General features: G+C 71.1%; 19 protein-coding genes. 10 read left to right on the top strand and 9 right to left on the bottom strand.

The features are described from left to right. The 3 genes from HLK59_RS04135 to HLK59_RS04145 form a co-directional block, all read right to left on the bottom strand. Positions 1-428, bottom strand: a 428-nt coding sequence (locus tag HLK59_RS04135; protein WP_171139820.1) for a response regulator transcription factor, incomplete at its 3' end; no start/stop codon positions are given. After that, positions 425-1,633 (bottom strand): sensor histidine kinase, encoded by a 1,209-nt coding sequence (locus HLK59_RS04140; protein ID WP_171139821.1) that lies wholly within the window; start codon positions 1,631-1,633, stop codon positions 425-427. The genes HLK59_RS04140 and HLK59_RS04135, both read right to left, overlap by 4 nt. A 106-nt stretch (positions 1,634-1,739) precedes the next feature. Further along, a complete protein-coding gene (locus HLK59_RS04145; protein WP_171139822.1) occupies positions 1,740-4,145 on the bottom strand; it encodes an MMPL family transporter in 2,406 nt (801 codons plus the stop codon). Between the two features lie 230 nt (positions 4,146-4,375). On the opposite strand from HLK59_RS04145, the gene HLK59_RS04150 reads away from it, so the two are divergent. The 3 genes from HLK59_RS04150 (at position 4,376) to HLK59_RS04160 (ending at position 7,407) form a co-directional block, all read left to right on the top strand. Next, a complete protein-coding gene (locus HLK59_RS04150; RefSeq protein WP_171139823.1) occupies positions 4,376-5,479 on the top strand; it encodes a LacI family DNA-binding transcriptional regulator in 1,104 nt (367 codons plus the stop codon). Between the two features lie 55 nt (positions 5,480-5,534). Beyond that, entirely contained in the window at positions 5,535-6,368 is an 834-nt protein-coding gene (locus HLK59_RS04155; RefSeq protein WP_346779644.1) for an alpha/beta hydrolase, read from the top strand. Between the two features lie 154 nt (positions 6,369-6,522). Next, positions 6,523-7,407, top strand: coding sequence for a trypsin-like serine protease (locus HLK59_RS04160; RefSeq protein ID WP_171139825.1), 885 nt, complete (start codon positions 6,523-6,525; stop codon positions 7,405-7,407). A gap of 39 nt (positions 7,408-7,446) precedes the next feature. Here the strand turns inward: HLK59_RS04160 and HLK59_RS04165 are convergent, their stop codons facing one another. Beyond that, entirely contained in the window at positions 7,447-7,875 is a 429-nt protein-coding gene (locus HLK59_RS04165; protein WP_171139826.1) for a YjbQ family protein, read from the bottom strand. 363 nt (positions 7,876-8,238) lie between these two features. On the opposite strand from HLK59_RS04165, the gene HLK59_RS04170 reads away from it, so the two are divergent. From HLK59_RS04170 to HLK59_RS04185, 4 genes are read left to right on the top strand one after another with little or no spacing between them, the layout of a single operon-like run. After that, positions 8,239-9,114 carry an ABC transporter permease gene (locus HLK59_RS04170; protein ID WP_171139827.1) on the top strand — a complete coding sequence of 292 codons (876 nt, stop codon included), beginning with the start codon at positions 8,239-8,241 and terminating at the stop codon, positions 9,112-9,114. Next, complete coding sequence (locus HLK59_RS04175) at positions 9,087-9,827, top strand: ABC transporter ATP-binding protein (RefSeq protein ID WP_171139828.1); 741 nt, start codon at positions 9,087-9,089, stop codon at positions 9,825-9,827. Before HLK59_RS04170 ends, HLK59_RS04175 begins: the two co-directional genes overlap by 28 nt. Before the next feature lie 31 nt (positions 9,828-9,858). Then, a complete protein-coding gene (locus HLK59_RS04180) occupies positions 9,859-10,890 on the top strand; it encodes an ABC transporter substrate-binding protein (protein WP_171139829.1) in 1,032 nt (343 codons plus the stop codon). 50 nt (positions 10,891-10,940) lie between these two features. Continuing rightward, entirely contained in the window at positions 10,941-12,008 is a 1,068-nt protein-coding gene (locus HLK59_RS04185; RefSeq protein WP_171139830.1) for an NAD(P)/FAD-dependent oxidoreductase, read from the top strand. 12 nt (positions 12,009-12,020) lie between these two features. On the opposite strand, the gene mltG is transcribed toward HLK59_RS04185, so the two are convergent. Beyond that, a complete protein-coding gene (gene mltG / locus HLK59_RS04190) occupies positions 12,021-12,878 on the bottom strand; it encodes an endolytic transglycosylase MltG (protein ID WP_171139831.1) in 858 nt (285 codons plus the stop codon). A 43-nt stretch (positions 12,879-12,921) separates the two neighbouring features. Further along, positions 12,922-14,733 (bottom strand): ABC transporter ATP-binding protein, encoded by a 1,812-nt coding sequence (locus tag HLK59_RS04195; protein ID WP_171139832.1) that lies wholly within the window; start codon positions 14,731-14,733, stop codon positions 12,922-12,924. Positions 14,734-14,827: 94 nt separating this feature from the next. On the opposite strand from HLK59_RS04195, the gene HLK59_RS04200 reads away from it, so the two are divergent. Beyond that, positions 14,828-15,286: a MarR family transcriptional regulator gene (locus HLK59_RS04200; RefSeq protein ID WP_171139833.1), complete on the top strand. Its 459-nt coding sequence runs from the start codon at positions 14,828-14,830 to the stop codon at positions 15,284-15,286. A gap of 70 nt (positions 15,287-15,356) precedes the next feature. Here the strand turns inward: HLK59_RS04200 and HLK59_RS04205 are convergent, their stop codons facing one another. The 3 genes from HLK59_RS04205 to HLK59_RS04215 form a co-directional block, all read right to left on the bottom strand. Further along, positions 15,357-16,730, bottom strand: a complete 1,374-nt coding sequence (locus HLK59_RS04205) for a cation:dicarboxylase symporter family transporter (RefSeq protein ID WP_171139834.1) — start codon at positions 16,728-16,730, stop codon at positions 15,357-15,359. Between the two features lie 190 nt (positions 16,731-16,920). Continuing rightward, positions 16,921-18,540 (bottom strand): peptide-N4-asparagine amidase, encoded by a 1,620-nt coding sequence (locus HLK59_RS04210; RefSeq protein WP_171139835.1) that lies wholly within the window; start codon positions 18,538-18,540, stop codon positions 16,921-16,923. A gap of 57 nt (positions 18,541-18,597) precedes the next feature. After that, on the bottom strand, positions 18,598-19,311 hold the full coding sequence (locus HLK59_RS04215) for a L,D-transpeptidase family protein (RefSeq protein WP_346779645.1): 714 nt from the start codon (positions 19,309-19,311) through the stop codon (positions 18,598-18,600). A 227-nt stretch (positions 19,312-19,538) separates the two neighbouring features. Here HLK59_RS04215 and HLK59_RS04220 point away from each other — a divergent pair, with 227 nt between their 5' ends. After that, a complete protein-coding gene (locus HLK59_RS04220; RefSeq protein WP_171139836.1) occupies positions 19,539-21,353 on the top strand; it encodes an ABC transporter ATP-binding protein in 1,815 nt (604 codons plus the stop codon). Further along, complete coding sequence (locus HLK59_RS04225) at positions 21,350-23,131, top strand: ABC transporter ATP-binding protein (protein WP_171139837.1); 1,782 nt, start codon at positions 21,350-21,352, stop codon at positions 23,129-23,131. Before HLK59_RS04220 ends, HLK59_RS04225 begins: the two co-directional genes overlap by 4 nt. Positions 23,132-23,499 lie beyond the last annotated feature (368 nt).

Genomic DNA, 23,499 nt, shown 5'->3' on the forward strand with positions numbered 1-23,499 from the left:
GCGGTGAGGAAGCGGGTGATGAGGGCGCGGGTGGCGGCGGGTGAGAGGAGGGCCTCGCCCGCGGCCACCGTGCGGATGCCGGCGAGGAGGGCGTCGGTGGTGACGTACTTGCCGAGGAATCCGCTGGCGCCGACGCGCAGCGCCTTGGCCACGTACTCGTCGGTCTCGAACATGGTGAGGACCAGCACCCGGGTGCCGGCCAGTCCGGGGTCGTCGCAGATCGTGGCGGTGGCGGCGAGGCCGTCCGTGCCGGGCATGCGGATGTCCATCAGGACGATGTCGGGGCGGTGGGTGCGGGCGAGGTCCACCGCCTCCTGGCCGTTGGCGGCCTCGCCGACCACCTCCATGTCCGCGCAGGAGTCGATCAGCAGCCTGAACGTGCCCCGCAGCAGGGCCTGATCGTCGGCGAGCAGGACGCGGATGGTCACAGGATTGCCTCGTTCTCGTCCGGGGCGCGGGGGTGCAACGGCAGCGCGGTGGCGACCTCGAAGCCGCCCTCGGGGCGAGGGCCGGCGTGCAGATCGCCTCCGATGGAGTGGGCGCGCTCACGCATGCCCATCAGACCGTAACCTCCGCCCGGGACCGACGACGTGGTGGCCACCGCCTCGTTGGTGACCGAGATCAGCACACGGGAGTCCGAGTAGGTCAGCCGGACGCTCGCCCCGGTGCCCGCGCCGTGCTTGGTGACGTTGGTGAGGGCCTCCTGGATGATCCGGTATGCCGTCAGGTCCACGCCGGGTGACAGCGGCCGGGGCTCGCCCTCGGTGACGACGGTGACCTCGACGCCGGCGCTCTCGCAGGTCGCGATCAGCTCGGGGAGGCGGTCCAGGCCGGGGGCGGGTTCCAGGGAGTCGGCGTCGCAGTCGTCGCCGATCTGACGCAACACCCCTACCGTGGCGCGGAGTTCGAGGAGCGCGGAGGACGTGGTGGCGGTCAGCTCGTCGAGCAGTTTCATCGCCTGTTCGGGATGGGTGGGGGCCAGGTGGCGGGCGGTGCCGGCCTGGGCGTTGGCGACGGCCATGTGGTGGGCGACGACGTCGTGGAGTTCGCGGGCGATCCGCAGCCGCTCCTCGGCGACCCGCAGCCGGGCCTCCTCCTCGCGGGTGTGCTCGGCGTACGCGGCGCGTGCGTGCACGGACTCCAGATAGGCGCGGCGCAGGCGGTTCCGGCTGCCTCCGACCAGGGGCAGCATGAGCCACAGCACGGGTCCGACCGTGCGCAGCACGATCATGTCGGTGGTCGGCTGGTCGGCCACGGAGGTGGTGACCACCACGGCGATGGTCGCGGCGCCCCACGCGCACGAGGTCCTGGCGTCGGTGCCGGTGGCCAGCCAGAACAGGGAGATCATCAGCGGGGCGAGCAGCAGCGGTGTCAGCACGAAGCCCAGGGCCACGGTGGCCACGGTGCAGCCCGCGCAGACCACCAGGGCGGCCCGCGGATACCTGCGCGCCCTCAGCTGGACCAGGCAGGAGACCGCCGCGAGGGCGACGGCGGGCCAGTCCTCCTCCGGTTGGCTCAGGCCGGGGATGGTGATCGTGGCGCCCAGCGACACACAGCCGACCAGGCCCAGGACCAGGAGGATGTCCGTGGCGGTGTGCCGAAGCCCCGCGGGGCGCTCCGGGCTGGTGGTCATCTGTCTCTCCGAGGGTCGGGGCCTGAGCCCATGGTGGACGACGTACGGCGTGCGGGCTGCCCGTGACCTTCGCCACGGGCAGCCCTGGGAGGGACGGTCGTCCCGGTCAGACGCGCGCCCCGACCGGTTCGTCGTCCGGGTCGCAGTCCCGGTCCGCCGTCTCGGGAACCGGGTTCCGGGTGAGGGCCTCGCCCTCCACGTCGACCCGGGGCAGCCACCGGTCCAGCCACGTCGGCAGCCACCAGGCCCGGTCGCCCAGCAGGGCGAGGACGGCGGGCACGATCGCCATCCGGACGACGAAGGCGTCCAGGAGCACGGCGGTGGCCATGCCGAAACCGATCATCTTGATCATGGAGTCGCTCTCCCCGATGAAGCCCGCGAAGACGGCGATCATGATGAGCGCGGCGGCCACGACGACGCGGGCGCTGTGCCGGAACCCCGAGACGATCGCCTGGTCGGCCGGTTCGCCGTGGACGTACGCCTCGCGCATCCGCGAGACGAGGAAGACCTCGTAGTCCATGGCCAGGCCGAAGACGATGCCCACCAGGAAGATCGGCATCAGGCTCATGATCGGACCGGTCTGCTCCACCCCGAACATGCTCGCCCCGTGCCCCTGCTGGAAGACCAGGACGACCGCGCCCAGTGCCGCGAGGACCGAGAGCAGGAAGCCGAGCGCCGCCTTGAGGGGGACGAGCAGGGACCGGAAGACCACCAGCAGGAGGATGACGGCCAGACCGACGACGGTGATGAGATACGGCACCAGCGCGGCCTGTACCTTCGTCGCGATGTCGATGTTCAGCGCGGTGGTACCGGTGACCTCGAAGGACGCGCCGGTCGCCGACTCGATGCCCGGGCGCTCGCCCCGGATGGTCTTGACGAGGGTCTTGGTCCTGTCGTCGGTCGGGCTGGTGGCCGGTGTCGCGGTGAACACGGCCGTGTTCCCGGCCTCGTTGAAGCGGGGCGCGGCGACCGAGACGACGCCCTTCGTGTCGGTGATCTCCTGGTGGACGGCGTTCACCGCGGCCTTGGCGTCGTCGGTCCCCTGGGCGTCGACCACGATGGTGAGCGGCCCGTTGAAGCCGGGGCCGAAACCTTCGGCGAGGGCGTCGTAGGCGCGGCGCTCGGTGGTGGACGTGGACTTGGCCTCGTCGCCGGGCATGCCGAGCTGCAACTGGGTCATCGGGATCGCGAGGGCGCCGAGGCCCACGACGCCCAGCAGCAGGACGGGGATCGGGCGGCGCAGTACGAACCGGGCCCAGCGGGTCCCACGGTTGTCGCCGGATCCCGTCCCGGCCCGGGCAGCCGCGTCGGATGCCGTGGTCCCGGCCGGAGCAGCCGCGTCGGGCGTCCCGGTCCCGGCCGGCGTCGGGCCGCCGGTCGAGACCCGCCGGCCCGCGACGGTCCTCTTCCCGGCGACGACGCGCTTCACGAGCAGGACCCTGCTCCTGTTCCCGCTCCGGGCCCGCGGCTTCGCGGCCCGCCCGGCGCCCTTGCGGGCCGCGCCCGACAGCACGGCGTTCGGCCAGAAGCCGACGAGTGCGGGCACGACGGTCAGGGCGATGACCACGGCGACGACCACGGCACCGGCGGCGGTCAGGCCCATCTTCGTCAGCATCGGAATGCCGACGACCGTCAGGCCGGCCAGCGCGATGACGACGGTCAGGCCCGCGAAGACGACCGCCGAACCGGCCGTACCGACCGCGAGACCGGCCGCCTCCTGCGGCGCGTGTCCCTTGTCGCGCTCCTCGCGGTAGCGGGAGACGACGAACAGCGCGTAGTCGATGCCGACCGCGAGGCCCAGCATCATCGCCAGGGTGCCGGTGCTCGTGGACAGTCCGAACGCCTCGGCCAGCATGGTGATGGTGAACATGCTGACGCCGACGCCGAGGATCGCCGTCAGCAGCGGCAGTCCGGCGGCGGCCAGCGAGCCGAAGGTGATCAGCAGGACGAGGGCGGCCACCGCGATGCCGATGATCTCGGCGACCCCGCCGGGCCCGCCGCCGCTGTCCATGGCGCTGCCGCCCGTCTCCACGGTCAGGCCGCTCTCGCGGGCCTGGTCGGCGGCCTTGTCCACCGCCGTCCGGCTGGCGTCGGTGACCTCGGACGACGTCACCTTGTAGGTGACGGTGGCGTAGGCGGTCGTACTGTCCTTGCTGACCTCCTTCGTCTCGAAGGGATCAGCGACGCCGGCCACCTGCGAGCCGTCACCGAGGGCGGTCACCGTCTCCTCGATCGCCTGCCTGGTGGCGGTCGCGGTGACCTTCTGCCCGTCGGGGGCGACGAACACCACCCGGGCGGTGGCGCCGTCGGCGGCGGCTCCGGGGAAGCGCTCCTGCATCAGGTCGTACGCCTTCTGCGACTCGATGCCCGGCATCGAGAACTCCTCGTCGGAGGCGCCCGGCGCCTGGAGGGCACCCAGGCCGACGGCGGTCAGCACCGCCAGCCATATCAAGGCGACGTAACCGCGCCGCCGGAAGGCCAGCCGGCCCAGTCGATACAGAAAAGTAGCCACGTCAGGGAACTCCGCATCTGCTCTCGTTTACCCGATCAGGCTGTCGTGGCGGACCCCCTCCCGTCGTCGTGCGGCTACTGGCACTGCCGACCACCGCATCCGGAGGACCCTCTACTGAAACCGCAGTACATGTCCGGGCCGCCGGGTCCTCCGCCGGTACGACGTCCACGCGGTCGGGCGAGGGCGTCTGACATCATTGCGGCTCGATCTTGTGGTCACCGGGAGACACCATGAAGCGAGGCACGGGACGGAGCGGCAGCTCCGCGGCGCCGAACAGTGTGGATGTGGCGCGTCTCGCCGGGGTCTCCCAGAAGACGGTGTCGAGGGTCTTCAACGAAGAGCCCTATGTCTCCGCCGAGGCGCGCAGACGCGTCCTCGAAGCCGCGGAGCAGCTCGGTTACCGGCGCAACAACGCCGCCCGGGCGCTGGCGTCGGGACGGACGCGCTCGATCGGTGTGATCACGCTCGGCACCGCGCTGTACGGGCCCGCGTCCCTCCTCATGGGCGTCGAACGGGTCGTCCGGGACACGGGGTACGCGCTGCGCGTGGTCAACACCGTGGAGGGCGACCCGGGCGGGCTCGCCGGTGCCGTGGACTCGCTCCTCGACCAGGGCGTGGACGGCATCGTGATCTCCGAGCCGATCGACGAGCAGGGCGGCGGCGAGGCCGAACCCCTCCGTGTCGACGTCCCGGTCCTCGTCATCGGCGCTCCGCCGCCGCCGCTCAGCTCACCGGCGGTGCTGACCGCGGGCCGGGGTGCCGATCTGATGGCCGGCGCCGCCACCGAACACCTGCTGGGACTCGGCCATGTGACGGTCCATCACCTGGCGGGCCCGCAGCGGTGGTTCGCCGCCCAGGACCGGCTGGAGGGGTGGCGGACCACCCTGACCTCGCACGGGAGGGACGTACCCCCTGTCGTCGAGGGCGACTGGTCGGCCGCGTCCGGATACGCCGCCGGACGGGAGTTCGCCCGGATCCCCGACGTGACCGCCGTGTTCGCCGCCAACGACGACATGGCGATCGGGCTGATCCGCGCGCTGGCGGAGGCCGGGCGGCATGTGCCCGACGACGTCGCCGTGGTGGGCTTCGACGACATTCCGGTCGCCGCCTACGTCACTCCGCCACTGACCACGGTGCGGCAGCCCTTCGACGCCGTGGCACACGAGGGCCTGGAGCGTCTGGTGCACGCCATCGAGAACCCGGGCGCCGCCCCTTTGCCGACGAGCGCCCCGCCGATCGACCTCATCGTCCGCGCCTCGACGGCGCCCCCGCACTCGACGACGACCTCGCTCCCGCCCTCGCCCTCGCTCCCGGGCGAAGGCCCTCGGTCTTGACATTCCGGCTCCACGACAGAAGGCTGACCGACCAGTCGGTATGAAGGAGTCGGCCGTGACCGAGCTGAGCATCCCCACTTCCGCGGGTGCGTTCGACGCCACCGTGGCGGGGCCGCCGGACGGTCGCCCGGTACTGCTCCTGCACGGCTTCCCGCAGACGAGGCTGGCGTGGCGGCACCAGATCACGACGCTGGCCGCGCACGGCTACCGCGTCGTCGCGCCCGACCAACGCGGCTACTCCCCCGGGGTCCGCCCCGAGCGGCCCGAGGACTACCGCGTCGACGTCCTGGTCGACGACGTCGTCGCGCTCACGGAGCGACTGGGCTGGACGACGTTCGACCTGGTCGGCCACGACTGGGGAGGCGCGGTGGCCTGGTGGACCGCCGATGCCCACCCCGCCCGTGTACGCACACTGACGGTCGTCTCGACCCCGCACCCCCGCGCCCTCGCCGACGCCCTGCGCACCGACGAGGACCAGCGCACACGGTCGCGCTACATGCTCGACTGGCGCGAGACGCCCGCGACCGAGAACCAGATGCTGGCCCATGACGCCGAGAGGCTGCGCGCCTTCTACGCCGGCAAGGTCCCGCAGACCAGTGCCGAGGCCTACGTACGGCAGCTGTCCCGACCGGGCGCGCTCACGGCGGCGCTGAACTGGTACCGGTCCGGCCGCCCCGAACACGCCATCGGTGTCGTCGACGTACCCACGCTGTACGTCTGGAGCACGGCGGACACGGCGTTCGGACCGGCGGCCGCGCGGGAGACCGCGCAGTGGGTGAAGGGGCCGTACCGGTTCGAGACCCTCGTCGGCGTCAGCCACTGGATCCCCGAGGAGGCGCCCGAGGCGCTGAACCATCTGCTGCTCGAACACCTCACCGACTCCGCCTGACACCCCGGCTCCAGGTCGGCCGACGACCGTCTGTCCTCGCCGGGCGCCGCCGGGCACACTGGGGCCGCGTCCCACCACGGCACGGAAGTACAGCACGCCCGATGACCCTTCGGGCCCGCTGCGAACCCCACCTACCGACCTCGGGGAGACTTCGGTGATCAGAGCACGCCGTACCACGAACAGACGTCCACGGCTGATCGCCTCGGTGCTGAGCCTGCTCGTCGTGACCGCTCTCGCGGTGTCCGACGCCGGCGCGGCCGCAGAGCCCACGGCCGCCACCACGGTGTCCGACGCGGCCTCGGCCGTCGGTTCCCTGGGAATCGCGGGGACGAGTTGGGCGGTCGACGAGCGCACCGGGACGTTGCGGGTTCTCGCCGACTCCACGGTCGCCGAGGCCGACCTGGCCCAACTCCGCCGCGCCACCGGGCGTTTCGCGGATGCCGTGAGCCTCGAACAGCTCGACGGCCGGCTCCGCACGCTCCTCTCGGGCGGCGACGGCATCTACACGGCCGGTTGGCGCTGCTCGGCCGGGGTCAATGTGCAGAGCGGATCGACGTACTACTTCGTCACCGCGGGCCACTGCACCGAGGGCGCGACCACCTGGTACACCGGCTCCGCCCTGACCACCACGATCGGTTCCACCACCGCCACCAGCTTCCCCGGCGACGACTTCGGGATCGTCCGGTACACCAACCCGGCCGTACCGCACCCCGGCTCCATCGGATCCGTCGACATCACCGGCACCGCGACCGCCTACGTCGGCCAGAGCGTCTGCCGTCGGGGAGCGACCACCGGCGTCCACTGCGGCAGGGTCACCGCGCTCAACGCGACCGTCAACTACGGAAGCGGAGACGTCGTTCACGGTCTGATCCAGACCAACATCTGCGCCGAGCCCGGCGACAGCGGCGGCCCCCTCTACGCCGGCGACAAGGTCATCGGCATCCTCTCCGGCGGCTCCGGCAACTGCACGGTGGGCGGCACCACGTTCTACCAGCCGATCCAGGAAGCCCTCAGCGCCTACGGGCTGTCCGTGTACTGACCGGGACCTGCGGCGGACAGGCGAAGACCGGCACCGGCGTCAGGAGCCGGCCAGAAAGGAGAAGCGGACCTTTCGCTGCGGGTTGTCCTTGTTCGTGTCCACCAGACACACCGACTGCCAGGTCCCCAGTTCCAGCCGCCCGCCCACCACCGGCAGCGTCGCGTGGGGTGGTACGAACGCGGGGAGGACGTGGTCGCGGCCGTGGCCCGGGCTGCCGTGGCGGTGCTGCCAGCGGTCGTCGGAGGGGAGGAGGGTGTGCAGGGCGGCGAGGAGGTCGTTGTCGCTGCCGGCGCCCGTCTCGATGATCGCGATGCCCGCGGTGGCATGCGGGACGAAGATGTTGAGGAGGCCGTCGCGGTCGGCGGCCGCCTCCCGCAGGAAGGCCTCGCAGTCGGCGGTGAGGTCGACGACCCGCTCCGTGGAGCCGGAGGCGACGTTCAGGACCCGTGTGGTGAAGGCGTCTGGCATGCGCCCATCCTCGCCCATGCGCACGGCGCCACGCGCGACCGGCCGCCCGGTGGCTGATACGGATGGTCCACTCCGCGAGACGCCATTGACCATGGCCACGCCATCTCGCTACTTTCGGCCGCATGTTGCGTTCAGCCCTGCTCACCACGCGCGGTCACATCGACCTGCTGCGGGTGGCCTCCGCCGCGTGTCGCCGCGGCTGCTGACGCCCTTTTCCCGCACCCCCTCGCGCCCTGCGCTCCGCCCCTGCCCGCACGTCTGATCCGCGCGCACCCCTGACCCCGGTGCACGCCTGAGGCGGCGGCACACGGTCGCGGTCCCCCCACTCCCCTCAACGGCCGTCCTCCCCTCCGTGGAGCACTCATGAGCATCAGCCATGCCCCACCACACCCCCACGAACCCGATATTTCGGTTAACTCCGAGTCGGATGCCCCACTGGACCTCGAACCCATCGTCCCCGCCTCCTCCCGACGCACCCGCGTCCCCCGCTGGCTGCGACGCACCACCGGCCCGCTCCTCCTGCTGCTCCTGTGGCAAGTCCTCAGCGCCACAGGTGTGCTGGCATCCGACGTACTCGCCTCACCGGGCCGTATCGCGCAGGTCGCGGGCGATCTGGTCTCCAACGGTTCGCTCGCCTCCGCCATGACCGTCTCGCTCCAGCGCGTCGCCGCCGGTCTGGTCCTCGGCACCCTCGTCGGCACCGGACTCGCCCTCGTCTCGGGCCTGTTCAGGATCGGCGAGGACCTCGTGGACGCCCCTGTGCAGATGCTGCGGACGGTGCCGTTCGTCGGTCTCATCCCGCTGTTCATCATCTGGTTCGGCATCGGCGAGGCGCCCAAGGTCGCGATCATCACGCTCGGTGTGACCTTCCCGCTCTACCTCAACGTCTACGCCGGTATCCGCGGCGTGGACGCCCAGCTGATCGAGGCCGGTGAGTCCCTCGGCCTCTCGCGCTGGGGGCTGGTACGGCATGTCGTCCTGCCGGGGGCGCTGCCCGGCGCCCTGACCGGCCTGCGCTACTCCCTCGGTATCGCGTGGCTCGCGCTCGTCTTCGCCGAGCAGGTCAACGCGGACTCCGGGATCGGGTTCCTCATGGTGCAGGCGCGGGACTTCCTGCGGACCGACGTGATCGTGGTCTGCCTGATCGTCTACGCCTTCCTCGGCCTGCTCGCCGACTTCATCGTCCGCTCCCTCGAAAGGCTGCTGCTGCAATGGCGACCGACGTTCACCGGCCGGTGACGGCCGCACACGCGGTGCGCGTCGAGGGGCTGACCCGCTCCTTCGACGGCCGTGCCGTCATCGACCGCCTCCAACTCGACGTCCGTCCCGGCGAGTTCGTGGCCCTTCTCGGCCGCAGCGGCTGCGGCAAGTCCACCCTGTTGCGCATCCTCGCCGGCCTCGACCGGGAGATCGAGGGCACCGTCCTGGTGCCGCGCCGCAAGGCCGTCGCCTTCCAGGCACCCCGGCTGATGCCGTGGAAGAAGGTGTGGCGCAACGTCCTGCTCGGGCTGCCGGGCAAGCCCGGACGCCAGGTCGCCGACAAGGCCCTGGAGGAAGTCGGGCTGAGCCATCGCGCCGACGCCTGGCCCAAGACCCTCTCCGGCGGCGAGGCCCAACGCGCCTCCCTGGCACGGGCGTTGGTCCGCGAACCCGATCTCCTGCTCCTGGACGAGCCGTTCGGCGCGCTGGACGCGCTCACCCGCATCAAGGCCCAGCGTCTGGTGGGCGAGTTGTGGCAGCGCCGCGGCTGCGCCGTGCTGCTCGTCACGCACGACGTCGAGGAGGCCGTACTGCTCGCCGACCGCGTCCTGGTGATGGACGACGGGGTCATCGCCCACGAGGAGCGGATCGACCTCGACCGGCCTCGCGACATCACCGACCCGCGCTTCGCGGAGATCCGCGGCGCCCTGCTGGAACGGCTCGGCGTCGACACCGCCGCCGAAGCCGCCTGACCGACCTCGCGAGAAACAGAAACGGACCCCCATGCGACGACGCCGCGTCCCCGCCGCCCTGCTCCTCCCGCTCGCCCTTCCTTTCGCCCTGCTGCTCACCGCCTGCGGCGGGAACTCGTCGGCCAGCACCTCCACGGACACCGACGGCAAGGGCTCCCTGACGCTCGACGTCGGCGACCAGAAGGGTGGTTCGGAGGCGATCCTGCGGGCCGCCGGTGAACTCGACGACCTGGACTACAAGATCAAGTGGTCGACCTTCACCTCCGGTCCGCCCCTGCTGGAGGCCGTCAACGCCGAGGCCGTCGACATCGGCGGGGTCGGCAACACGCCGCCCGTGTTCGCCGCGGGCGCCGGGTCGAAGATCAAGGTGGTCGCCGCCTTCCACGGCACGTCCAAGGGCGACGCCCTCCTGGTGCCGAACGACTCCGAGCTGACCGAGCCCGAGCAGCTCAAGGGCAGGTCCATCGCCGTCGCCCAGGGCTCCTCCGCCCACTACCAGCTCGTCGCCTCCCTCGAAGCCGCAGGCCTGAGCCTGAGTGACGTCGACGTCAAGTACCTCCAGCCGGCCGACGCGCTCGCCGCGTTCACCTCCGGCAAGGTCGACGCGTGGGCGGTCTGGGACCCGTACACCTCCCAGATCCTCCAGGCGAAGCAGGGCCGGGTCCTGACCACCGGCGACGGGATCACCAACGGGCTCGCCTTCCAGGTCGCGGCGCCCGCCGCGCTGCGGGACAAGGAGAAGACCGCCGCGATCAAGGACTATCTGGAGCGGCTGCGGCGGGCCACGGCGTGGGTGTACGACCATCAGGAGGAGTGGGCCAAGGTGTGGGCGAAGGACACCGGACTGCCCTACGAGGTCGCGCTGGCCTCGGTGAAGCAGACCAACTCCACGCGGATCTCGGTCGCGGTGGACAAGCCGTTGATCGCCTCCGAGCAGGAGATCGCCGACACCTTCACCGAGCTGAAGCTGATCCCGAAGAAGGTCGACTTCGCGGACTTCGTGGACACGCGCTTCAACGGTGACCTGCCGCCGTCGACGACGTCGGCACGCGGGGAGGAGTAGCGGGGAGGGGCGGCGGGAAGATCCTGGGCGCGACCCCTGTTGGTAGAAACGTGAACAACACCGAGGTCGTCGTCATAGGCGCTGGTCAGGCAGGTCTCTCCAGCGCCTATCACCTGCGCCGCACGGGTTTCGAGCCGGACCGTGACTTCGTGGTGCTCGACCACTCCCCCGGCCCGGGCGGCGCCTGGCAGTTCCGGTGGCCCTCGTTGACGTACGGGAAAGTGCACGGGATGCACGCGCTGCCGGGCATGGAGCTCACCGGCGCCGATCCCTCACGGGCGTCCTCCGAGGTGATCACCGAGTACTTCGACACCTACGAGCGGACCTTCGGCCTGCGGGTGCGGCGGCCGGTCGATGTGCACGCGGTGCGGGAGGGCACGGACGGACGTCTGCTCGTCGAGACCTCCGACGGGACCTGGGCGACCCGGGCGCTGATCAACGCGACCGGCACCTGGGACCGGCCCTTCTGGCCGCGCTATCCCGGTCAGGAGACGTTCCGGGGGCGGCAGTTGCACACCGCGCAGTACCCCGGGCCCGAGGAGTTCGCCGGGCAGCGGGTGGTCGTGGTGGGCGGGGGTGCGTCGGGCACCCAGCATCTGCTGGAGATCGCCCCGTACGCGGCCTCCACCACATGGGTCACACGGCGCCCGCCGGTCTTCCGCGAGGGTCCGTTCAGCGAGGACGTGGGCCGGGCGGCCGTCGCGCTCGTCGAGGAGCGGGTACGGCAGGGGCTGCCGCCGAAGAGCGTGGTCTCGGTGACCGGGCTGCCGCTCAACGACGCGATCCGGCAGGGCATCGAGGACGGGGTCCTGGATCGCCGGCCCATGTTCGACCGGATCACTCCGGACGGTGTGGAGTGGAGCGACGGGCGGCGCGCGGACGCCGACGTCATCCTGTGGGCGACCGGATTCCGGGCCGCCGTCGACCATCTGGCGCCGCTGAAGCTGCGCGAGCCGGGCGGCGGGATCCGCGTCGAGGGGACGCGGGCGGTCGCCGACCCCCGGATCCACCTCGTCGGCTACGGCCCGTCGGCCAGCACCATCGGCGCCAACCGGGCGGGCCGTGCGGCCGTACGGGACATCAGGCGGCTGCTGGAAGGGGAACCGGTCGCCGTCTGACGTCCCGCGGGGTCACTTCGCCGGCTGCGGTGAGGCGGCTGAACTGCCGCTCTTCTGCTGGGCGTTGAACTCGGCCACGTTGCGCAGGTGCTCCTCGTAGCTGGCCGTGAAGCGGGTGTCGCCCGGCTTGACCGTGACGAAGTACAGCCAGTCACCGGGCGTCGGGGTGATCGCCGCGCGCACGGCCTCCTCGCCCGGGTTGTCGATCGGGGTCGGGGGCAGGCCCATGCGCTGGTACGAGTTGTAAGGGCTGTCGATACGGGTGTCCGCCTCGCTCGTCCTGAGCGTGGAGCGGTTGAGGGCGTAGTTGATGGTGGAGTCCATCTGGAGAGGCATCCCGCGTTCCAGGCGGTTGAAGACGACCCGGGCCACCTTGCCCATGTCGGCCTTGGAGGCGGCCTCGGCCTGGACGATGCTCGCGATGGTGACGGCCTGGTAGACGTTCATGGCGTTGCGCTGGGCACCGGCGGCGATCGGGGCGCCGTTGAACTTCTGGTGGGCCGTGTCGGCCATGAACGTCAGCAGCGACTCGGGCGTGGTCTTGTCGTTCAGCGGATACGTCGCCGGGAAGAGATAGCCCTCCGGGTTGCCCTCGGCGTCGTTCGGCAGCTTCAGGTTCGCCTTGGCGAGGGCCTTCTTGGTGGTGCCGGCCGGGCGGACGAGGACCTTGTCGACGGCGTCGTAGATCTGGCTCGCGCGCCAGCCCTCCGGGATCACCAGCGAGGTGGGCTTGGCGTCCTTGTCGCTGTCCAGGCCCAGCAGCGGCACCGCCACGGCGGTGCCGGCCACGACGGCCCCGGTCGCGATGAGGACGAGGCGGCCCCGGCGGGTCAGTCGAATCGAGCTCCGTGACGGAGTGTTCTGGTACATGCGGGCACGGTAACCCCCATATCATGCCAAACCCGGCATATTTTCAGCTTGTCGGTTCCAGTTGAGCATCCCGGCGTACGAGGGCGGCGTACCGTCCGTCCTTCTCCAGCAGTTCCTCGTGTGTACCGCGCTCGGCCACGCTCCCGGAGTCCAGGACCACGATCTGGTCGGCACCGCGGACGGTGGACAGCCGGTGCGCGATGGTGAGCGTGGTGCGGTTGGCGGACAGGGCGTCGATGGCGTCCTGGACGGCCGCTTCGGTGCGGGTGTCCAGGGCGCTGGTCGCCTCGTCCAGGATCAGGACCGGCGGGTCGCGCAGGATCGTCCGGGCGATGGCCAGGCGCTGCTTCTCGCCACCGGAGAAGCGGTGCCCGCGCTCGCCGACGACCGTGTCGTAGCCGTCGGGCAGGCCGGCGATGTGCTCGTGGATCTGGGCCGCCTTCGCCGCCGCGTGCAGTTCCTCGTCGGTGGCGTCGGGCTTGGCGAAGCGCAGGTTGTCGGCGACGGTGGCGTGGAAGAGGTACGTCTCCTGGGAGACGACCCCGACCGCGCGGGCGAGGGTGTCGAAGTCGAGGTCGCGCACGTCGATCCCGTCGAGGGTGACGCGGCCGCCCGTCACGTCGTACAGCCGCGGGACCAGGTGGCCGAGCGTCGACTTCCCGGCGCCGGTCGGGCCGACGACGGCGAGGCTGCCGCCCGCGGGGACGGTGATGTCGATACCGTCGAGGATGGCGGCGCCCTTGCCATCGTTGTTGTCGTATCCGAACTCCACCTTTTCCAGGCGGACTTCGCCCTTGATGGTGTCGAGGTGGACCGGGTTCTCGCGCTCGGTGATGTCGATCGGCAGGTCGAGGTACTCGAAGATGCGCTGGAAGAGCGCGAGCGAGGCCTGGATCTGGACGCCGGTGCCGAGGAGGCTGACGGCCGGGCGGAACAGGCCCTGCTGGAGCGAGACGAAGGCGACGATCGTGCCGATCGAGACGTCCGGGCCGCCCGTCTGGAGGGCGAGGCCCGCGGTCCAGTAGATGACGGCGGGCATCGCGGCCATGACGATCGTGATGACGGCCATGCGCCAGCGGCCGGCCATGTTCGCGCGGACCTCGAGGTCGACCAGGCGCTCGGACTCGTCCGAGAAGGCCTGGGTGAGCGAGTCGGAGCGGCCCATGGTGCGGCCGAGGAGGATGCCGCTGACCGAGAGGGACTCGGTGACCGTGGCGGCCATCGCGGCCATCTGCTTCTGGCGCTGGGTGGTGATCTTCTTGCGTTCGTTGCCGACGCGGCGGCTGATCCACACGAAGACCGGCAGCAGAAGCAGGGACACGACGGTCAGACGCCAGTCGAGGGCGATCATCGCGACGATCGTGGCGACCACGCTCGTGGCGTTGGAGACCAGCGAGGTGGCGGTGGAGGTGACGGTCGCCTGCATACCGCCGATGTCGTTGGCGATACGGGACTGGACCTCGCCGGTGCGGGTGCGGGTGAAGAACGCGAGCGACATGCGCTGGAGGCGGTCGTAGACGGCGGTGCGCAGGTCGTGCATGACGCGCTGGCCGACCGTCGTGGAGATCAGGGTCTGCAGGACGCCGAAGATGCTGGTCAGCACGGCGCTCAGGATCATGCCGAGCGCGAGCAGGCTGAGCAGCCCGGTGCGGCCCTCGGGGATCGCGACGTCCAGCGTCTCCTTCAGCATGAAGGGCGTGGCGACCGAGACCAGCGACGCGGCGCCGACGAGGACGCCGACGACGGCGAGGCGGCTGCGGTAGGGGCGGAAGAGTTTCAGGATGCGGCGCACCTGCCGGGGCTGCTCCTCGGAGCCGCCGGGCGATGGCCGGGTGGGTGCGTTGTCGGGGTGCATGGGCTCCTTCGGGAGTCTCGTCGTGAGGGACTTACGGACCTTAGCTCATTGTTACCTATACTCACAATGAAGATGGTCCTGTTATTGTTCCCGTATGACCACCCCCGATTCCGACGGCCCGCTCGCCGAGCAGCTGCTCCGGTTCACTCGGCGTGTGCACCGCATCCAGAAGCGGCACATCGAGCAGAGCGGCCTGGGCGTCACCCCTGCCCAGTCGAGGCTGCTGCGCACGCTCGCGCACTACGGCTCGCCGCCGCGCATGGCCGATCTGGCCGAGCGGCTGGAGGTCGTGCCGCGCGCGGTGACGTCACTGGTCGACGGTCTTGAGGCGAGCGGCAAGGTGCGGCGGGTGCCGGATCCGACCAACCGGCGGGTCATCCGGATCGAGCTCACGGACGACGGGCACAAGGCGCTGCGGGAGCTGCGGGGGGCTCGGAGGTCTGCCGCTGCGGAGATTCTGGCGCCGCTGACGGTGGAACAGCGGGAGGTGCTGGGCGGACTGCTGGACACCTTGGTGGACGGGACGGTGCCCGAGCCGGGGAAGCCGTGTTGAGAGCGTGAAAGTGAGAGCATGAAAGAAGGCTGCGGCAAGGAGCCGCGGCCTTCTTCTATGGGTGCTGGGGTCAACTCGCCTCGGAGGCGGTCTCCTTGGTCTTCTGGGCAGGGACGGTTGCGTCTGCGTCTTCAGGCCCGGACTCGGACTCGGGCTTCCCCTCGTCCAGTACCTTCTTCGCCTTGTCCAGGTCCAGCGCGCCCTCCCAGCGGGACACCGCGAAGACGGCGACACAGTTGCCGAGCAGGTTCGTCACGACGCGCATCGAGTCCATGATGCGGTCCACGCCGAGCAGCAGGGCGACGGCTCCGGCCGGGATCGCGCCCAGCGAGGAGGCGGTCGCGGACAGGGCGAGGAAGGCCGAGCCGGGGATGCCCGCCATGCCCTTGCTGGTCAGCATCAGCACCAGGATCACGGTGATCTGCTGGCCGAGGCTGAGGTCGACGCCGACCGCCTGGGCGATGAACAGCGTGCCGATGGACAGGTAGAGCGAGGCCCCGTCGAGGTTGAAGGAGTAGCCGGTCGGCAGCACCAGGCCCACGGCGTCGTCACGGGCGCCGGCCTTGCGCAGTTTCTGCATGACACGCGGCATGACGGACTCGGTGGACGCGGTACCGAGGGCGAGCAGCATCTCCTCGCGGATGTAGCGCAGGAACTTCCAGAGGCTGAGCCCGGTGACCACCTTCAGGGCGACGGCGAGAAGGGCGATGAAGAACGCCGCGGCCGCGTAGCACAGGATGATCAGCTTGGCGTAGGTCTCGATGACACCGAGCCCGTACTGGCCGATCAGGACGGCCATCGCGCCGAACACCGCGATCGGGGCGAGGCGCATGATGAAGCCGACGACCGCGAAGATGATCTCCTGGGCCTGCTCGATGGCGGGCAGTACCTTCGGCACCTTGGTGTGGCCGAGGTGGAGCAGCGCGGCCCCCACCAGGCAGGCCAGGATGAGCACCTGGAGGAGTTCGTTCTCGGCGAAGGCGCCGATGAAACTGGTGGGGATCGCGTTGACGACGAACTCGGTCGTCGAGGGCAGCGAGCCGCCGCCGGTCTTCGCGTCGACCGCCGCGCTGTTCAGCGTGGCCGGGTCGACGTTCATCCCCGAGCCGGGCTGGACGACGTTGGCCGCGAGGAGACCGATGATCAGGGCGAGGGTGCTCGCGACCTCGAACCAGATCAGGGCCTTGAGCCCGATCCGGCCGAAGGCCTTGAGGTCACCGGCCTTGGCGATACCGACGACGACCACGCAGAACACGAGCGGCGAGATGATCGTCTTGATGAGCCGGGTGAAGCCGTCGCCGAGCGGCTGGAGGTCGGAGGCGAAGTCGGGCCAGAGCTTTCCGACAACGATGCCGAGGACCAGGGCGACGGCGACCTGGGCGAAGAGTGAGGTACGCAGTATGCGTGCGACGCGTCGCGGCAGGGACGGGACGGACGGCGGCACGGGCACTCCTTGTGGGGGACGTCGATGCACAGAGGCCTCAAGGGGACGATCTGAGACTTCTGCGATACGGAAAGCGGCTTCCGTGGCGATCACTGGCGATCACTGTGAAGGCGCCGTTGATCTCCCGCGAAACCGACGTGTTTCAGCCGCGTAAATCACTCCCCGAGTGACGCATCGCACACAACTCCCCTCAGTGGCCTCTGCAGCCTCGGCGGTCCTCGGTGAGCACCCCCTGCACGGTGGTCAGGGAGCGGTCGTGGCAGCCGTCCGATCCGTACAGCCGGTAGCGCTCGCTCGTCGTACCGACCGCGTGCCGTTGGTCGCGCGGGACGTTGACCGTCCAGGTGGCGTCGCCGGTGTAGGTGTCGTCGAGCCGTGACCAGGCTGTTCGGCGGCCGTCGTGCGTGACGGTGGCCGTGGCCCGGTCGCCGAGCGTCAGCACGGTCCGCAGCCGGTCGTCCGTACCGAGCGTGGTGGTGCCGTCCATGGTGTACGTCCGCTGGGTGCGCGTCGTGCGGGCCGGGCCCCGTCCGTCGACGGTGACCGACTCGTCGTCCCCCCAGTCGGCCCGGAGCGCGTCGAAGTTCTCGCCGTCGGTCCAGCGGTGCGTGGAGGTGTTGGTGAGCGCGCGCCGGACGGTGGTGGTGACACGGCCGTGCGAGGTGTCGACGTATCCGGCGACGGTGAGCCGGTGCGCGCCCTCGGTGTCCAGGCGGTGCTCCGAACCGGGGGTGTACGCCGAGGAGTTGGCGAGGTCGCCGACGGTGTGCGTGGTGAGCCCACCGGTGACGTGCTCCCTCTTCGCGTCCTGCCAGACGAGGACGTTCACGGGGGCGCTCCAGCCGGTCTGCCCCTCGGGGACGCCGACGACATCGACCTCGACGCGGTGGGGCCGGCCGTCGTTGAGGATCCCGGCGAACGGCGTCAGGTCGTATTCGATCGGCTTGATGTCGAAGGCGCGCGGACCCGGAACGACGTACCAGAGGAAGGGGTTGGACCAGCCGCCGGTCCACACGTGCGGGAACGGCACGGCGATTCCGGCGAGTCGGCCGTCGACCTTGATCTGCACCTCGCGGTACGGACCGCCCGTCGCCTTGCAGGAGTACGGCGCCTCCTCGGGCACCGTGAGATACCAGTACTCCTCGCAGCCGCCGCCGGATCCGGTGGCGTACACCTCGGCGACGATGCGTTCGCTGTTGCGCGGGGTGGTGAGGGTGCCGTCGGTTGGGGTGAGGACCCGGTCGGGGGTCGTGGCGGGGCGGCCGGCGTAGAAGGTCAGGGTGACCTTGACGTCGATGACGCCGGTGTACGTGTCGTCGACGACGTTCCCGATGAGCATCTCGACGTCGTGGCTGCCGCGGAGGGTGTCGCTGTAGCGCGTGACGTCCTTCTCGACCGACCACTCGATCCCGTCGGGTGACGGCTGCGGGGTCGACGTACGGAAGATCTCGATCCCGCCGACGTGCAGATAGCCGAGCCGGTCGTACTGACGTCCCTTCACCTTGCCGTCCAGCCGCAGCACGACCTTGCTCCAGCGGTCGCCGCAGCCGTCGGGCGGGGTGTAGACGCCCTTGTACGGGGTGAAGTCACGGAACTGCGCCTCGGCGAGGGTGACTTCGCAGGACTTGCCGGAGGGCTTGGTGACGGGCGGGGCGGCGGTGACGGGGTCGTGCCAGTCGGAGCCGAACTCCGCCGGGACGTCGGCGGACGAGGCCGGCCCGTCGGCCGATCGGGCGGGTGCCGCCCCGAGGAGGGTGCTCGCCAGGAGGGTCGCTCCGGCGAGCATGGACATGATGATCCGTCTCTTCATGGCCGGTGTTCTACGGCGAGTTGGGCGCCCTCCGCAATGAGGCCTCCCCCGCGAGTGCTAGCTCGCCAGGTCGGCCCTGTCCCCCATCACCACCACAGGATGCCGGTCCGGGTCGAGCGTGCGCAGCAGGTACCGCATCGCCGGTCTGGACAGGCTGACGCAGGCGGACGTACCGCTGCCGTGGTCCATGTGCAGCCAGATGCCGCCGCCCTTGGCATCGCCCCCGGGCCGGGTGGGGTCGTTAGGCGGGGTGCCCTTGACCCGGTTGTAGTCGATGGCGATGACGTAGTCGAAGTCGTGCCAGTGGGACTCGGCCCACCAGCGCGGGGCGGCGAAGGCGGCGGAGCGGGTGTAGGGGAGTTTCGAGCCGGGGTCCTTCAGGACGCCGCCCGCGTCGGTGAGGGTGAACACACCGACGGGGCTGCGCCGGTCACCCTCACGGTGATCGGTCGTCCAGCCCTTCTTGCCGTTGTGCGCGGGCCAACTGCGGGTGCGTTCCCAGACGGAGCCGCGTTTCGTGAAGAGGACGACTGTGGAGTCGGGCGAGTTCCTGCCGTCGCCGTAGACCGCGACGACCTGGCCGGAGTCGTCGGGGATCAGCCGCCGGAGACGGTCGCCGACGTCCGGGACACCGGTGGGGGCGGCGGCCGTCGCGGGCCTCGCGGCGGGTCTCTCGGCGGATCTCACCGGGTCGGTCCGGGGGCTCGCGCAGGCGGCCAGGGCCGCCAGGAGGATCCCGCAGGCCACCGCACGTCGTACATCGCTCGACACCCCGCCATGGTCGCATCCGGACAACCGGCGCGGTCGCATCCGTCCGGCCGCCACGGTCACATGCGGACAACCGTCACGGTCGCATCCGGACAACCGTCACGATCGCGTCCGTCCGGCCGGAAAACCGTTTGCCTCCGACCACGCGATGACGCGAACCTTTCACGGTTTGCTACCGCCGTCCGCGGTCCCTCCACCCCCTGACACGAGCCACTGGGACGTCATCCGTCATGCAGATTCACGACCTTCCGTATCCCGACCCGGGTGTGCCGGACGCGCGCTCGGGTCCCCGATTCCTGTGGTGGCTCTTCCGGAATCAGCTGGGCGGACAGCTCAAGTCCCTGGCCTGGGGACTGGTGCACTTCGTGTCCGTCTCCGCCCTGCCGTTCTGTGTGGGCGTCGCCGTGCAGGCCGTCGTCGACCGCTCCGGCAGCCGGCTCGCCCTCGCGGGCGGGCTGCTGGCGCTGGCCTGCGCCGGCAACGCGATCGGCGACACCTTCCTGCACCGCACCGCCATCACCAACTGGATCACCGCCGCCGCCCGTGTCCAGCAACTGCTGGCCCGCAAGGCCTCCTCGCTGGGCTCGGGGCTCACCCGGCGGGTCTCGGCCGGTGAGGTCGTGGCCGTCTCCACGGGCGACATCGAGAAGATCGGCTGGTTCGTGGAGGCCGTCTCCCGGTTCACCGCCGCGGCGCTCACCATCGTGATCGTCTGCGTGGGCCTGGTGGTCTACCAGCCGGCGCTCGGCGTCGTGGTCGCCGTGGGCCTGCCGGTCCTCGCGGTCGCCGTACTTCCGCTGCTGCCCCGCGCCACCCGGCGTGCCGACTTCCAGCGGGAGAAGGCGGGCCGCGCCACCGAGCTGGCCTCGGACACGGTCGCCGGACTGCGGGTGCTGCGCGGCATCGGCGGCGAGGAGCTCTTCCTCGACCGCTACCGCAGCGCCTCGCAGGAGGTGCGCCATGCCGCCGTGCGCAGCGCCCGCATGTGGTCCCTGATCTCGGCGATCCAGGTGCTGCTGCCGGGGCTGCTGCTGATCGCGGTGGTCTGGTACGGCGTCGGGCTGGCCCGCGAGGGCCGGATCACCATCGGCGAGCTCGTCACCACCTACAGCTCGGTCATGATCCTCACCTATCCGCTGCGGCACTTCGAGGAGATCGCCATGGCGTACTCCTTCTCGCGTCCGTCGGCCCGCCGGGCCGCGCGGGTGCTGTCGCTGGAGCGCGCCACGTCCGAGGAGGGTTCGCTGGCCGGTGACGCGCCGTCCGGAGACCTGTACGACCCGGTGACCGGTCTGCTCGCGCCCTCCGGCCGACTCACCGCCGTGGTGTGCGGCGACCCGGACGTGGCGGGACAGCTGGCGGAGCGTCTCGGCGGCCACCCCTCCGAGGAGGCGACGTCCGTACTGCTGGGCGGGGTACCGCTGGACGAGCTGCCGCTCTCCGTCGCGCGGACCGCCGTCCTCGTCCAGGACAAGGACCCGGTCCTGCTGTCCGGCACGCTGCGCGAACTGCTCGACGTGCCCGCCTCGGGTGACGTCGACCCTCGTGGCGCGCTGGACGCCGCGCAGTGCGGGGATGTCCTGGCCGCCCTGGTCCAGGGCTCGCTCGGCGCCGAGGACCCGATGGACGCCCGGATCACCGAACGCGGGCGCTCCCTGTCGGGCGGCCAGCGCCAGCGGCTCGCCCTGGCCCGGTCGCTGATCACGGACCCCGAGGTGCTGGTCCTGGACGAGCCGACCTCCGCCGTCGACTCGCACACCGAGGCCCGGATCGCCGACGGCGTACGCGCCCTGCGTTCCGGCCGCACGACCGTGGTGTTCACCTCGTCGCCGCTGCTCCTGGACCGCGCGGACCGGGTCGTGCTGGTGCACGAGGGCGAGGTCGTGGCCGTGGGTGTGCACCGCGAACTGGTGCACAAGGAACCCCGGTACCGCGCGGTCGTGACCCGCGAGACCGAACCCACCGAACCCACCGACGACACCGAGGACACCCAAGACGACCACGCCCTGTCGGGCGTACTGGAAGAGATCGAGGAGACGGCATGATCGGCGTGGCGCCACCGGCGTACGACCCGGCGGCCCCGACGACGGCGAACACCCTGCCCGTCGGAGGCGCCTCGACCGTACGCGCCTATGTGACCGAGCTGTTCCGCCGGCACCGCCGTGCCTTCCTGCTGCTCATCGCCGTCAACACGGTGTCCGTGGTGGCGTCGATGGCGGGGCCGTGGCTCCTCGGCGGGCTCGTGGAGCGGGTCTCGGAGGAGGCCCGTGACCTTCATCTGGAGCTGACCGCCGGGCTGTTCGTGCTCGCGCTCGTCGTCCAGGCCGTGTTCGTACGGCAGGTACGGCTGCGCGGCGCGATGCTCGGCGAGCGGATGCTGGCCGACCTGCGCGAGGACTTCCTGGTGCGGTCGGTCGGGCTGCCGCCGGGCGTCCTGGAACGGGCCGGCACGGGTGATCTGCTGTCCCGGATCACGACCGACATCGACCGGCTGGCCAATGCGATGCGCGAGGCCGTGCCCCAGCTGTCGATCGGTGTGGTGTGGGTGGTCCTGCTGCTCGGCGGGCTCGTCGTCACCGCGCCGCCGCTGGCCGCCGCCGTGCTGCTCGCTCTGCCGGTGCTGGTGGTCGGGTGCCGCTGGTACTTCAAGCGGGCGCCGTCCGCCTACCGCTCGGAGGCCGCCGGGTACGCGGCCGTCGCCGCCGCGCTCGCCGAGACCGTGGACGCCGGGCACACCGTCGAGGCACACCGCCTCGGTGCGCGCCGCGTCGAACTGTCGGAGCAGCGGATCAAGGAGTGGACGGCCTGGGAGCGCTACACGCTCTACCTGCGGTCGGTGCTCTTCCCGTTCATCAACGTCGCCCACGTGCTGATCCTCTCCTCGGTCCTGATGGTCGGCGGTGTGTTCGTCCTCAAGGGCTGGATCGACGTCGGTCAGCTGACGACCGGTGCGCTCATCGCGCAGATGCTCGTCGACCCGGTCGGGCTGATCCTGCGCTGGTACGACGAGCTCCAGGTGGCCCAGGTGTCGCTGGCCCGGCTGGTCGGCGTCCGGGACGTCGAGCCGGACGCCGGTGACGACTCGGTGCGTCCCGACGGGCGCGAGGTGCACGCGGACCAAGTGCACTTCGGCTACCTGGAGGGCGTGGACGTGCTGCGCAAGGTGTCCCTGGAGGTCGCCCCGGGCACGAGGCTGGCCCTGGTCGGCCCGTCCGGGGCGGGCAAGTCCACCCTGGGCAGACTGCTCGCCGGGATCTACGCGCCCCGGGACGGCCGCATCACCCTGGGCGGTGCGGAACTGTCCCGGATGCCGGCCGAGCGGGTCCGCTCGCATGTGGCCCTGGTGAACCAGGAGCACCACGTCTTCGTGGGCTCGCTCCGCGACAATCTGCTCCTTGCCCGTACCTCCGCCGTCGACGCCGAGCTGTGGGCGGCGCTGGGCGCGGTCGACGCGGACGGCTGGGCGCGGGCCCTGGACGAGGGGCTGGACACGGAGGTCGGCTCGGGCGGGCTGGCCCTCACCCCGGCCCAGGCCCAGCAGATCGCGCTGGCCCGCCTGGTGCTGGCCGACCCGCACACGCTGGTCCTGGACGAGGCGACGTCCCTCCTCGACCCGCGCGCGGCCCGGCACCTGGAACGGTCCCTGTCCCGTGTCCTCGACGGCCGCACGGTCGTCGCCATCGCACACCGGCTCCACACCGCCCACGACGCCGATGTCATCGCGGTCGTGGAGAACGGCCGCATCAGCGAGCTGGGCAGCCACGACGAGCTGGTGGCGGCGGACGGGGCGTACGCGTCGCTGTGGAGGTCGTGGCACGGGTGACACCGCCGTCCGGCGGTCCGGGAGCCGTCGTACTTCGGTACGGCGGCTTCCGGACGTCGGGGGCGGGGGGGGCCGCCTGCCGGTCGGCCCGGGCGGGCCGGCGCCGCGGCTCCGGTTCGGTCGGTGGATGGGGGCGGCGGCACCCGGACAGCCGGTCCGCGTGTCCGCCACTTTTCGGGACGGTCGTCGTCGGGGTCCGGGATGGCCCGACCCACGGCGCACCGGATTGCTCCGCCGACCGCCTGGTGAGGCGCTGATCAGGAGCCGGCGGTCCTCGCTGTCCGGGGGCCGTCCGACTGGCCGCGTCCCCGCTCCGGCCCTCCGCTCGGGGCCCTCTCCACGGTCCGTGCCGTTGCGCGGTGCCGAAA

The organism is Streptomyces sp. S3(2020) (genome assembly GCF_013044505.1).
Classification (GTDB): domain Bacteria; phylum Actinomycetota; class Actinomycetes; order Streptomycetales; family Streptomycetaceae; genus Streptomyces.

Excerpts from the sequence above, each read along its gene's own strand:
- HLK59_RS04140 (WP_171139821.1), bottom strand. The coding sequence starts at position 1,633 with ATGACCACCAGCCCGGAGCGCCCCGCGGGGCTTCGGCACACCGCCACG.
- HLK59_RS04150 (WP_171139823.1), top strand. The coding sequence starts at position 4,376 with ATGAAGCGAGGCACGGGACGGAGCGGCAGCTCCGCGGCGCCGAACAGT.
- HLK59_RS04165 (WP_171139826.1), bottom strand. The coding sequence starts at position 7,875 with ATGCCAGACGCCTTCACCACACGGGTCCTGAACGTCGCCTCCGGCTCC.
- HLK59_RS04170 (WP_171139827.1), top strand. The coding sequence starts at position 8,239 with ATGAGCATCAGCCATGCCCCACCACACCCCCACGAACCCGATATTTCG.
- HLK59_RS04175 (WP_171139828.1), top strand. The coding sequence starts at position 9,087 with ATGGCGACCGACGTTCACCGGCCGGTGACGGCCGCACACGCGGTGCGC.
- HLK59_RS04180 (WP_171139829.1), top strand. The coding sequence starts at position 9,859 with ATGCGACGACGCCGCGTCCCCGCCGCCCTGCTCCTCCCGCTCGCCCTT.
- mltG (WP_171139831.1), bottom strand. The coding sequence starts at position 12,878 with ATGTACCAGAACACTCCGTCACGGAGCTCGATTCGACTGACCCGCCGG.
- HLK59_RS04195 (WP_171139832.1), bottom strand. The coding sequence starts at position 14,733 with ATGCACCCCGACAACGCACCCACCCGGCCATCGCCCGGCGGCTCCGAG.
- HLK59_RS04200 (WP_171139833.1), top strand. The coding sequence starts at position 14,828 with ATGACCACCCCCGATTCCGACGGCCCGCTCGCCGAGCAGCTGCTCCGG.
- HLK59_RS04210 (WP_171139835.1), bottom strand. The coding sequence starts at position 18,540 with ATGAAGAGACGGATCATCATGTCCATGCTCGCCGGAGCGACCCTCCTG.
- HLK59_RS04220 (WP_171139836.1), top strand. The coding sequence starts at position 19,539 with ATGCAGATTCACGACCTTCCGTATCCCGACCCGGGTGTGCCGGACGCG.
- HLK59_RS04225 (WP_171139837.1), top strand. The coding sequence starts at position 21,350 with ATGATCGGCGTGGCGCCACCGGCGTACGACCCGGCGGCCCCGACGACG.